The 12,592-nt window shown below is 44.0% G+C and carries 10 protein-coding genes; 1 reads left to right on the top strand and 9 read right to left on the bottom strand.

From position 1 onward, the window contains the following. Window positions 1-219: 219 nt before the first annotated feature. Entirely contained in the window at window positions 220-1,371 is a 1,152-nt protein-coding gene (gene tgt, locus M0N77_RS03290; RefSeq protein ID WP_353103501.1) for a tRNA guanosine(34) transglycosylase Tgt, read from the top strand. 180 nt (window positions 1,372-1,551) lie between these two features. On the opposite strand, the gene M0N77_RS03285 is transcribed toward tgt, so the two are convergent. From M0N77_RS03285 to M0N77_RS03245, 9 genes are all read right to left on the bottom strand, one after another. Next, the gene (locus M0N77_RS03285) at window positions 1,552-1,686 is read right to left on the bottom strand and encodes a methionine/alanine import family NSS transporter small subunit (RefSeq protein WP_353103499.1); all 135 of its coding nucleotides are present in this window, start codon (window positions 1,684-1,686) and stop codon (window positions 1,552-1,554) included. Between the two features lie 55 nt (window positions 1,687-1,741). Beyond that, window positions 1,742-3,259: a sodium-dependent transporter gene (locus M0N77_RS03280; protein ID WP_353103497.1), complete on the bottom strand. Its 1,518-nt coding sequence runs from the start codon at window positions 3,257-3,259 to the stop codon at window positions 1,742-1,744. A gap of 267 nt (window positions 3,260-3,526) precedes the next feature. Next, the gene (gene lpxA / locus M0N77_RS03275) at window positions 3,527-4,306 is read right to left on the bottom strand and encodes an acyl-ACP--UDP-N-acetylglucosamine O-acyltransferase (protein WP_353103495.1); all 780 of its coding nucleotides are present in this window, start codon (window positions 4,304-4,306) and stop codon (window positions 3,527-3,529) included. Between the two features lie 104 nt (window positions 4,307-4,410). Continuing rightward, on the bottom strand, window positions 4,411-4,920 hold the full coding sequence (gene fabZ / locus M0N77_RS03270; RefSeq protein WP_353103494.1) for a 3-hydroxyacyl-ACP dehydratase FabZ: 510 nt from the start codon (window positions 4,918-4,920) through the stop codon (window positions 4,411-4,413). 223 nt (window positions 4,921-5,143) lie between these two features. After that, the gene (gene lpxD, locus M0N77_RS03265; RefSeq protein WP_353105554.1) at window positions 5,144-6,160 is read right to left on the bottom strand and encodes a UDP-3-O-(3-hydroxymyristoyl)glucosamine N-acyltransferase; all 1,017 of its coding nucleotides are present in this window, start codon (window positions 6,158-6,160) and stop codon (window positions 5,144-5,146) included. A gap of 132 nt (window positions 6,161-6,292) precedes the next feature. Further along, the gene (gene bamA, locus M0N77_RS03260; RefSeq protein WP_353103492.1) at window positions 6,293-8,719 is read right to left on the bottom strand and encodes an outer membrane protein assembly factor BamA; all 2,427 of its coding nucleotides are present in this window, start codon (window positions 8,717-8,719) and stop codon (window positions 6,293-6,295) included. 262 nt (window positions 8,720-8,981) lie between these two features. Beyond that, window positions 8,982-10,364 (bottom strand): RIP metalloprotease RseP, encoded by a 1,383-nt coding sequence (gene rseP / locus M0N77_RS03255; RefSeq protein ID WP_353103490.1) that lies wholly within the window; start codon window positions 10,362-10,364, stop codon window positions 8,982-8,984. 40 nt (window positions 10,365-10,404) lie between these two features. Further along, window positions 10,405-11,613, bottom strand: a complete 1,209-nt coding sequence (gene ispC, locus M0N77_RS03250) for a 1-deoxy-D-xylulose-5-phosphate reductoisomerase (RefSeq protein ID WP_353103488.1) — start codon at window positions 11,611-11,613, stop codon at window positions 10,405-10,407. Between the two features lie 50 nt (window positions 11,614-11,663). After that, entirely contained in the window at window positions 11,664-12,473 is an 810-nt protein-coding gene (locus M0N77_RS03245; RefSeq protein WP_353103486.1) for a phosphatidate cytidylyltransferase, read from the bottom strand. Window positions 12,474-12,592: the final 119 nt, after the last annotated feature.

Raw genomic sequence — 12,592 nt, 5'->3', positions numbered from 1 at the left:
TAAATAACCACTAGCTTTCATCGTCTGTCTCCTTCATTGATTTATACTCCTTACTCTAGCAATTCTAAAAGCTTATTGTCTGTGCCATTTAGGTAGAGCGCTGTGGATATAAAAGGCTGTGTCAGCTTGTCTGTTGCTTATAGCTATAACCCTCTCACAAAAAACCGCCAGTAATGCTATAATTAGCGCCATTTTCATAGCTTAGATAGCGATTAACATATGCAATTTACATTACACAAGACCGCTAGTGGTATGACGCGTGCACGCCGCGGCACCGTCCATCTTAACCATGGCGAGGTGCAAACGCCTGCTTTTATGCCAGTAGGTACTTATGGTACGGTCAAAGGTATGCTACCACGCGATATCGAAGCCATTGGTGCTGATATTATTTTGGGTAATACCTTTCATCTTTGGCTACGCCCTGGCACTGATATCATCGATAAGTTTGGTGGGCTACATAAGTTTATGCATTGGGATAAGCCAATATTGACGGATTCAGGCGGTTTTCAAGTGTTCAGCCTCGGCGCTATGCGCAAAATTACCGAAGAGGGCGTACACTTTAAATCGCCTATCGACGGAGCTAAGGTATTTTTGTCGCCTGAAAAATCAATGCAAATTCAGTACAGTCTCAACTCTGACATCGTCATGCAGTTCGATGAATGTACGCCCTATCCTGCTACCCATGACGAGGCCAAAAAATCTTTAGAGCTCTCTCTACGTTGGGGCCAGCGCTGCCTTGATGAGCATCAATCTCTAAAGAGTACTAATGCGTTATTTGGCATTGTACAAGGTAGTATGTATCCTGATTTGCGTCAGCAGTCGCTTGAGGGTTTGTTAGAGATTGGCTTTGATGGGTATGCTATCGGCGGTCTATCGGTTGGCGAGCCTAAAGAGGAGATGATAGCAGTACTAGATTATTTGCCTGATGATATGCCAGCAGACAAGCCGCGCTACTTAATGGGTGTGGGCAAGCCTGAGGATTTGGTCGAAGGCGTTCGCCGCGGTGTCGATATGTTTGATTGCGTGATGCCGACTCGTAATGCGCGTAACGGTCATTACTTTGTTACAGGTGATGCTGATAATGCTGGCGTGGTGCGTATTCGTAATAGTCAATATCGTGAGGATACCGGTAGCCTAGATCCAGAATGTGATTGCTACACTTGTCAGAACTTTAGCCGTGCTTATCTTTATCATCTTAATAAGTGCAAAGAGATGTTAGGCGCGCAGTTAGCGACTATTCATAATCTTCGTTATTATCAGCGTCTAATGGCGGGTATCAGACAAGCGATTGAAGAGGATAATTTTGATGAGTTTGTTAGTGAGTTTTATAGTAAACGCGGACAGGATGTGCCTGAGTTAAATTTGCGTTAGTCTAAGAAGCTTGTCAGCTAATCTACTAAGGTACTGCCGCTTACTGTCTTTACTACTTTTACTAATATTCAATAAAAATGCCAGTCACTATTATATGACTGGCATTTTTTATGGAGCCAATAGCTAAGCTCGTTTTAGCTTAACTTAGCAAGTTTGCTCTGTTTAGCTAAAAGCCTACAGTTAGTAGATTTGGTCATCCGGTATCTGGCTCATTGGAATGTCTGGATGCTTTCTCAAATGCAAGATGGCAGCTAGTAAACCGCCCCATATCAGCAGCATTGAGATAATCATAAAAATAATGGCTGAAGTTGTCATAATACGTCCCTATTAGAATATCTAATTATTTATCCGTGGTTTATCTATCTATTAGTTAGGGAGCATCATCAAGAACACGAGATTTGTCGTCTTCTGCATCATGTACCCCTTTCATACGACTGAGTATAAAGGCTCCTAAACCAAAGAACACTACGACGCCCCAACCGAATAATAATAAAATAGTAGTCGAATATCCCTCATATGGCTCTTGTACCAAATCAACAAGCTTTAAGCCCAAAGCGATAGTAAGCACTGTTGGGGTAATAACCGTCAACATAAATATCCAAGCGCCGCCTAGTTTGACACTAGAGATACGGTTGATGTGCTCAAGTAAACCAGGGATCTTATGGCGGTTAAACCAAGTTATCCAAACGATGGACATAAGGCCACCGGCTACGATACCGATGTTATTGGCGAAATGATCGATAACATCGACCAACACTAGCGAGCTACCTGTAGAGAACGCGCCGATAGAGATAATCGCACAAATACCGCCGATAATGGCAACCGCTTTTTTGCGTGACCAATCAAACTTATCTTGAAAGGCTGAGATAGGTACCTCTAAGATACTAATTAAAGAGCTAATACCAGCAACGACCAACGAGCCAAAGAATAAGAAACCAACAAAATCACCACTAGCGCCCATAGTCGAGATGATCTTAGGGAAGACAAAGAATGCTAGCCCTACACCGCCACTCGCTACTTCAGCAACATCTTGACCGGTTGACATCGCCATAAAACCAATAGCGGCAAAGATACCAATACCTGCGATAAGCTCAAATGAGGAGTTAGCAAAACCAACCACTAAACCTGCGCCTGTCAAGTTAGTGTTTCTCTTAAGGTATGAGGCATAAGTCACCATAATACCAAAACCTACCGATAGTGAGAAAAACACATGACCATAAGCGGCTAACCAAACGTTAGGATCTTGCATTCTGGTCCAGTTTGGCTCAAAAAAAGCATTTAGGCCGATAGCAGCACCTGGCAGATTAACCGCTTTGAATACCATAATACCAAATAATATTATCAGCAGCGGAATACAGATTTTATTAGCCAGCTCAACACCTTTACGGATACCGCCAAACATAATCAGCATAGCTAATGCCCAGACGATAATAAGACCGGTAAACATTTGCGGTACAAATACTGAGGTAAGATCGCCGGTATGCTGGACAAAGTCGCTGACAAAGAAAGTAGTGGTATCTTCACCCCATTTTTGCCCAAAAGAGAAAAACATATAACTACCCGCCCAAACGATAACGGCAGCGTAGTAAATAGCGATTACAAAAGAGACAAGCGTTTGCCACCAACCCACAAACTGCGCAGATGGCACCATTTTTTTGTAGGCGCGCGGTGCAGCAGCGCGATATTTATGACCGATAATATAATCTAAAAACAATAAAGGAATACCGGCGGTTATTAATGCGATAAGGTAAGGCACCATAAAGGCCCCACCACCATTATCATAAGCAACATAAGGAAAACGCCATATATTTCCTAATCCTACTGCTGAACCGACAGCTGCGATTATGAATCCAGTACGACTGGACCAATTTTCCCTTTGCTCTGCCATATAATACTCCTAAAATTTCACTGGTACTCTCTTTAAGCGCCCAACATCCTCAACTATCAGGAGTAAGATAATCAAAGAGACTACCAGTCAGCTATTGGTTAAAATAAGTTACTACAACATTACTACATATGATTTGAAAGTTTCTGCTAATCGACAGTAAAAGTCAAGCAATGATAAATACAAAAAGCCATAACATATAGTTATGGCTTTTTGTATTTATCATATATCAGTCAACTTAAGTACATAAAGACCTAAGGGCTTAATGACTTAGCGAACAACTCCGCGTTTACTTTGCTGCAAAGAATCGATGAGCAACTGTATTTTAGGCTCTCGAGGTAACAGCTCTTGTTGCAAGATATCAAGAGCTTGCGCTGTGGTTAGACCTGATCTAAAAACAATGCGATAAGCTTGACGAAGGACATCAATAGTCTGTTTCGACCAGTCTTTTCGGCGCATCCCTTCTATATTCAAGCCATGAGCGCCCGCAGGATTACCTGACACCATAGTAAACGCCGCTACGTCTTTTAGAATAAGACTAGCGCCGCCTATAAGGCTGTAATCATCGACTCGGCAGAACTGATGAATACCTGAGTTACCACCAATGATAGTATGATCACCGATACTCACATGCCCGGCGATACCGACATTATTAGCCAGGACATTATGGTCGCCAATAGTGCAGTCGTGCGCAATATGCGTATTAACCATCAACAAATTATTATTACCAATTTTGGTGACTGTAGCGTCTTGTGCTGTGCCGCGATGCAAACTACAGGCCTCACGGATAGTATTATGATCGCCAATCTCAAGCCAAGTGCGCTCGCCGGCGTACTTTAGATCTTGAGGATCCTCACCAATACTCGCAAACTGATAAAACTGATTATGCTGACCTATACGAGTAAGCCTAGCTACCACGACATGACGATGAAGCACCGTATGAGCGCCGATAGACACCTCATCACCAACAATGCAATACGGCCCTATGACCGCTGTAGGATCAATAGTGGCAGTAGGTGAGATGAGTGCTGTAGGGTGAATCTGACTCATAGTACAGGCCTTAGTATCATCTAATTCAATGAATTAGTAAAAATGACTATTATTAAATTACTTAGTAATAAATTACTTAATATTAACTCATAAGCAGATAGAGATTATTGTTCTTGGCGAGCAATCATAATCTGGGCGCTAACCGCTAGCTGCTGCTCAACATGAACGGTACAGTCAAACTTATAAATACCTTGTTTTTGCATGATAAGCTTGGAGCGAATAATTAGCTGATCCCCTGGGATAACTTGGCGCTTAAAGCGTACTTTATCCACTCCTGCAAACAAATACAGATAGCCATCTTCGGAGGTCAAGCCAGCACTGATAAACCCTAGTACCCCTGAGACTTGCGCCATACACTCGACCATTAATACGCCTGGCATAATAGGCTCATCAGGGAAATGTCCATTAAAAAACTCTTCATTAATAGTGACATTTTTGATACCAGTGATCCATTCGCCAGCCTTACAAGCGGTAATCTTATCCACTAACATAAAAGGATAACGGTGCGGCAAATAGTGCTTTAGAGTATGATAAGTAAGCGGTAAAGTTAGGCCGCCCTGTGTTAAAGTGTTGATATCATCATCGGTTAATTTATCAAAATCGGTGGCACTCATAATAGGCTTCCTTGCAGTGATAGCAAATTAAAAACATAAATAAAAAAATATACTCAAGCTATAACTGTAAAAGCAGCTATAAGGTAAGCATTTATAACAACAACTATAAAATTAGCATAGTAGATCTATGCCACACTCTTTTTAGCACCAGATTTTCTCTGATAGCAAAAGATTTTTCAACAAACCCTCTTTTATCACACTAGGCTCTTGACTATAAGCAGCTTTAATCGTTACCCATTTGCCGAAAACGTACCGCCGCCCGTCGCCATTTGGCCGTAGGCATAGCTGCGGTTCCAGAAGAGTAGGATCCTGGTATCTTAATTGACTTAGTCACCATACTCATGCCTGATAAGGTAACATCGTCGGTGATATCAATATGACCGGTGATACCGACAGCGCCGCCCACAATACAGCGCTTACCAAGAGTGGTACTACCAGCAATACCCGTTTGCGAGGCAATCGCTGAACCATCGCCGATATGCACATTATGCGCGATCTGCACTAAATTATCGATAATCACATGATCACCTATAATAGTATCATCGATAGCGCCGCGATCAATACAAGTCTGACTGCCTATGCGTACCTGATTACCAATAATCACTCGACCCAGCTGAGCAATACGCTCCCAGCCCGTCTGACTAGGATCTTTGGTAGGAGCAAAGCCAAAGCCCTCGCTACCTATACTAGCGCCAGCATGAATTCTTACCTGATCGCCAATGACACAGTCGTGACCAATGACCACTTGTGATTTGATAACACAGCTGTTGCCAATACTAGCATTCGCTTCAATCACCACATTCGCCTCTAAACAACTATCCGCCCCTATTCGTACTTGCTCTGCAATCACGCAAAAAGGACCAATACTTACTCCATCTTCAATAATAGCGCTATCGGCTATCACTGCTGTGGGATGAATGATGCCTTTAGCTGGCTTAGGAGCAAATAGCTGAGTGCTACTAGCATAAGCTAGATAAGGCGTAGCGACGACTAAAGCGATCATCGGCGTCTTTATAGCCTCAGCGTAATGCTCGCTAACCAATACTACCCCTGCCTGACTATCAGCAAGAGCAGAGATGTATTGGGGATCCGCCAAAAAGCTAAGCTGCGTATTAGTCGCGGTACTGAGACTACCGATACCGCTCACACCAAAACTGAGCTGCTCAGGACTTAGCTCAGCCTTATTCAATACCGGTTGACGCTGCTCAATCTTGGTAATCAGTTGCTCAATAGTGGTCATAGTCAGTAACACTACTACAAATATAATAAAAGTAGACATCAAGCCAAAAGCTTAGCCTGATAACCCGTTGCGCACTCACGCTATACAGCGACTGGTTCACTACTGCATAGTGGCTTTTGTATAAATAAAATCTTAGAAGGTACTACCGATTTGGAATTGAACTTTTTCGGTCTCATCGCCTTCTTTATCATTGAAAGGAACGGCGTAGCTAATAGAAATAGGTCCAATCGGCGTATACCAAGTCACGCCAGCACCAGCACTAAAGCGCAGATCATTATCTTGCTTCAAAAGTGGCACATTCGTATCTGCGCCGGTACTAGGGTTGATAAATGTACGGTCTTCTCTATCGGTAGTATCAAATACTTGCCCGCCTTCGGCAAATAATACCGGACGTACTTGATCGGCCCAATCACCTTTAAACGGTACTGGCAAAATCAGCTCAGCACCAAAGCTTGCCAAGGCGTTACCGCCAACCTCTTCATCCCTGATACGATCAAGACCGAGGAGAGCATCAGAATAAGCTTTGGATCTAGGGCCTAGGCTTGAGGACTCATAACCGCGTACTGAGCCATAACCGCCAGCGTAGAAGTTCTCATAAAAAGGTAAATCATTACCATAGCCAAGCTTGGTATAACCGCGGGCTATCACATCTTTGTAGACAGGATAGTAGACATTACCGCGATAGATAGCTTTTTGATAATTACTATCACCAAAGCCGAAGGTTGCATCTATACTATGGCTCATACCTTTAGTCGGGAATACTGGACGATCCAGCGTACTATAATCCCAGCCCACTAATAAATTATAACTGGTATAGTCATTTTTAAAAGTAGAAACGCCATCAATAGGTTGACCATCACTTCCTATAATAGGATTGAATGAACCACCGTCTTTTAGGATCTGATCGACGTTTGATACCCCAAGGAAGCGGCCGCCACGTACGGTAGTATTATCGATATTTAAGCCTGCACTAACGCGTTTGGTCTCATCAACAGGATAGCTATAATTAAGCGTAGCACCATAAGAGTCAGTCACGTAATTACTGACGTTACGATCATCGTATTTGGTTTCGCGGTAGTAAGCGCTAATGCCCTGCGAAACTCCGTTTTCAGTAAAGTAAGGGTCGGTATATCCTAAGCTATAAGAATCACGGGTCTCTGAGCGTGCCAGTGCCGCCTTGACTCGGTTACCTGTACCCATAAAGTTATTTTGAGTAAGATCTAACTGAAAAGTTACCCCGCCACTTTGTGAGTAACCAGCAGCGATAGTTGAGCTGCCAGAGGGCTGCTCTTCAACGGTATAATTGACATCTATCTGATCAGGCTGATTAGGTACAGGTCTGACATCGACATTGACCGCTTTAAAAAACCCAGTACGGAGCAGACGCGTACGCGATAGCTGGATTTTTTCATTAGAGGCTAATGAGCCTTCTAACTGGCGCATCTCACGGCGCAGTACTTCATCTTGGGTTTTGATGTTGCCATTGAAGTTGATACGGCGCACATAAATGGGTCTTGCCGGATCGATATAATAATCAATAGCAACCACTCGAGTTTCATCATCGATACGCGGTACCGGACGAATTTGAGCCAAATAGTAGCCCTCATTACCATAACGGTTTTTTAGCGCAGCAGTGGTGGCATCAAGCTCAGCTTGCGAATACTGCTGATTGGGCGCAAAAGTTACTAGCTTATTAAGCTCATTGACATCGAACTTAGGCTCACCCAAAAAGCTGATATCACCGAATTTATACTGCTCACCTTCGGTTAAGCTTACTTCAATAAAAATGCTTTTTTTATCTTCGCTGATATTAAGTACCGCATTATCGACGCTGAAGCGTACATAACCATCGTTTTGGTATAAGGCTTTGAGGTTCTCTAAACTAGCGGCTAGTTTTTCTTTAGCATAACGATCAGACTTAGAGATGAGGTTAGTCCAAGAGGTCTGTTTTACCGCAAAGACCTCTCTGATCTCTTTATCACTAAAATGGGTATTACCGATGATATTGATATCGACAACTTTGGCCGCCTTACCTTCAATAAAACGTATATCAAGCTTGACGCGATTGCCATCGAGTAAAGTTTGGTCTACTTCGATACTACTATTATAGTAGCCTTGAGAGATATATTGCTGCTGCAGCTCATTGGCTACGCCTTGCAATGTCGCTTGTTTGAGCACATCACCCACGGATAAGCCCGCGTTATCTAAGCCCTGCTCAAGCCCTTCTTTTGGAATAAGCTGATTGCCCTCAAAATTAACTTCAGCAATAATAGGACGCTCAACCACATCAAAGCTAAGCTTACTGCCCTCAACGCGGCTTTGAATATTGGCAAAGTTATCGGTTGCGTATAAGGCTTTAATACTAGCCGCTAAGCTTGCATCGTTGACCGTGTCGCCGACGCTAATAGGTAATACCGGATAGAGACTATCAGCGGTCAAACGTTGCAATCCTGTAAACTCAATGTCAGTTGCCACAAAGTCTGCTGCTTGTGCAGACACACTCATCATTGCTACCACTAACGGCAACCCAGCCGCGCTCATAAATAAAGGCGTACGCATAAATACTATCCGTCAATAAAAAACTTGCATAAGTTAAGTGAAAAAGCGTGTTTTGTCCAGCTCAATTAAGGCGCTATTGGCGACTGATTAAGATAGAGTTAGAACACTTTATATAAAACGCACCACAAAATAAACTAAAAATTATCTTTAGTAAATGGTAGTAGCTATCCGCCTTGCTCGTTGCTGCTTACAAAACGTACGTCTCAATCCTGTGCAGGCGTTAGTGTAGCGCATCTAGCCTGATAAGTCGCGTGAGCATAAGCTAAAAAAGCCGGCTAATATCATTACCAATCGCTAACACCATGAAACCTGCTAGCAAGAGTAGACCTATATTTAAGCCTGCTACTTGTACGCCTTCTGGCAAAGGCTTGCCTCGAATCAGCTCAATGACATAATAGACAATATGACCGCCATCTAGTACAGGAATTGGTAATAAATTTAGCACCGCTAAGCTTAAGCTAATTAAGGCGGCAGTAGATAACACCATCTCCCAACTGATATCAAAGCTTTGCTTAGCGACTTTGGCAATAGTAATCGGCCCTGATAAATTCTCAAGCCCTATCATGCCTGAGAGCATCTTACCCATAGAGCTAACCGTCATCACTGCTAACTGCTCTGTCTTCTCAAATGACTTAATTAAAGACTCGCCTGGGCCATAAACCACGGTATTTTTGTAGGCATCAGGAATAACGATATCGCTTTGAGCAACCATAGCACCAATCTGACCAAACTGATTGCCTAGATTATCTTTTTTGCCTTGCGGCATGATTTGTAGCTGCAGCGATTTGCCATCACGCAGCACGGTAAAATTAAGCAGCACCTCTGGGCTATCACGAATGATACGGGTGGCACTAATCCAATCATTGATAGGCGTCCCATTGATGGCAGTAATCTGATCGCCGACTTGTAACCCTTGCAGACTAGCAGCGCCATCAGCGCTTAACCCGCCAATAATGGGCTCAATAGTCGGCTGCCAAGGAAGCACCCCAAAGCTACTAAGCGCATCTTTGCCCTGAGCAGCGCCTTGCATAAAGTTGGCCACTGGTGCTTGATAGGTAGTGCGCGCACCCTCATTTGACTCTGCAGCTAGCGATTGCAAGGTGATACTAATATTGGTGCTCTCACCCATGCGTCCGGCTAGTCGATAGTTGATACCTTCCCAGGTCTGCACCTCATGACCGTCAATAGCGACAATTTTATCGCCAGTAGGTAGCTTTGCCATTGCCGCTGGCGTATCGGGTAACACCTGTCCTATGTTCGTCGCTAGCTGCTCTGAGGGCGTCATAAACAGTACCCAAAATAGAGCAATAGCGATGATAAAGTTCATGATAGGACCGGCGGCTACCACGGCGATTTTTTTTAGCGGATGCTGGCGATTAAAGGCTAAATGCTGCTCGTGTTCGGCTACCTCACCTTCACGCTCATCGAGCATCTTGACATAACCGCCAAGTGGTAAAGCAGATATTCGATAATCAATACCGCTACGTTTACTGGTCCAGCCAGCGATTTTGGGACCAAAGCCGATAGAATAAGTTAAGACTTTGACGCCGCATAAGCGCGCAACGATATAATGACCCCACTCGTGTAAAGCAATAAGAGGCCCAAGAACGAATATAGCCGCAAGCAAGGTAAGTATAAAAGTCATAAGCGTCTCTCAATTTAAGGCATGATGATTTGATATCGGATCAAGCCAGCTGAGCTACCACTGTCTCAGCATAACGACGAGCAGCTTGATCAATAGCTAAGATATCCTCAATGCTAGCATCACTTGCCAAAGCTGGAACGACAACTTGATTAAGGGTTTGCTCATTGATAGCTGCGATGTCGGTTAAACGAATACGCTGCTGCAAAAATGCGGCGACTGCTATCTCATTAGCGGCGTTTAACACATTGGTAGCTTGAGTTCCTGCTTGCATCGCTTGCCGAGCTAAACGCAAACAGGCGAACTTTTGCAGATCTGGGGCGATAAACTCAAGCGCGCTTAATGCAAATAGATCTAGCGGCTGCGCGCCACTATCGATACGCTTTGGATAGCTTAGCGCATGAGCAATCGGCGTCTTCATATCAGGGCTACCTAGCTGCGCCAAAAAGCTGCCATCACTATATTCTACCATCGAGTGAATGATACTTTGTGGATGAATGACCACATTTATCTTATCCTCACTCAAATCAAATAAATGACAAGCTTCAATCAGCTCAAGCCCTTTATTCATCATCGTTGCTGAATCGACAGATATCTTCTGCCCCATCGACCAATTAGGATGTTTGATAGCCTCAGCCACTCCTGCTTGCTGCATATGCTCAAAAGAGTGATGCAAAAAAGGCCCGCCAGAAGCGGTTAGCCAAAGCTTACGTACGCCGTGATAAGGCTGATGAATTTGACTATTATCTTGTTGAATGGATGGCGGCAAGCATTGAAAGATCGCATTATGCTCAGAATCAATTGGCAATAAGGTCGCGCCATGAGTCTTGACTAGTGAGATTAGCACTTGCCCTGCCATCACTAACGCCTCTTTATTGGCGAGTAGAATTCGCTTGCCAGCACGGGCAGCGGCGAGTGTCGAGGGCAAACCGGCGGCGCCAACAATAGCGGCCACTACGGTATCTACCGCGCTGTCCGAGGCCATATCATCAAGCCCTGCTATACCGCCGATAACCTCAGTAGCCAGTCCCGCCTGCATAAGCTTAGCGGCAAACTCATCTACCTTATCTAAAGGCACACAAACGCGGCTAGGCTTAAACTTTTGACAAAGCTGTAATAATTTATCTAAACGCTGATAGCCGGATAACGCATAAACCTCAAAATCATCACGGTGCGCTGCCAAAATAGCCAAGGTGCTATCGCCAATAGAGCCGGTCGCGCCAAGTACAGCAATGCGTTGTCTGTCAGTCATAACTTATCTTGCCTATAATATTACAATAATCTCAATACAAAAACAGCTTATCAAACGATCAATAAGCCCAGTTGCTGCAAGCCTACAAACCCTAACGCAAATATCGGCGTAGCAGACAGCAAGGAATCAATACGATCCAATATGCCGCCGTGTCCTGGCAAAATAGTACCCGAGTCTTTGACTTTGGCACGGCGTTTGAGCATAGACTCAAACAAATCGCCTAATACCGATATCAAAATAGTGACTACTGATAAGGCTACAAAGGCTAGCAACGCGACTCCGTTTAACTTGAGCATAAAGACGCTAATACCGATGACTACCAGTAAGCCAGTCACTACTCCGCCTACTAAGCCTTCCATGCTTTTATTCGGCGAGACATTCGGTGCCATTTTTCGTCGTCCCAATTTGCGACCAACAAAATAAGCCCCGCTGTCTGCGCACCAAACTAATAAGAACACATACAGTAGCCACCAAGGCGACTGTTGCCACAGATAAAACATCGCAGTGATTGAAGCTACTAATATGACTATACCCATCACCGCTAGCCTGCGGCCGTACCAATTAGTATGGGTCGGAAACTTACTGACCCACGATAATGCCATTAACCATATTATTAACGAAGCTATCCACCATAACACCCAAGTCGCTGAGAACAGCATAGAGACCAGAGTCAGCGCTAAGACTATCAGTACAAACACAGTAGGCTGACGCCACTTAGGTATAAGTTTCGTCCACTCATGCGCCGCAATCGTCACGCCAATGGCTAACAGGGGCGCAAAAAAGATAGGCGTTTGGCTTGCAAATAAAGCAATGCCTACAATGATAATTAAGACGATTGCTGTTCTTATCCGTTGCCACATACCAATCAAGCCTTATACTAATAATGAATAGAACTTTAGGGAGTATAGGATGTCTGAGAGTCGACAGACACTCATAACGTACCGCCTAACTTAACTTATTAAGCCACTCTTTTGCTAGT

Origin of the sequence: Psychrobacter sp. AH5 (assembly GCF_040371085.1) — a bacterium.
Taxonomy (GTDB): Bacteria; Pseudomonadota; Gammaproteobacteria; order Pseudomonadales; family Moraxellaceae; genus Psychrobacter.
The sequence above is the reverse complement of the archived record's forward strand: the minus strand, read 5'-3'. Positions and strand labels throughout refer to the sequence as shown.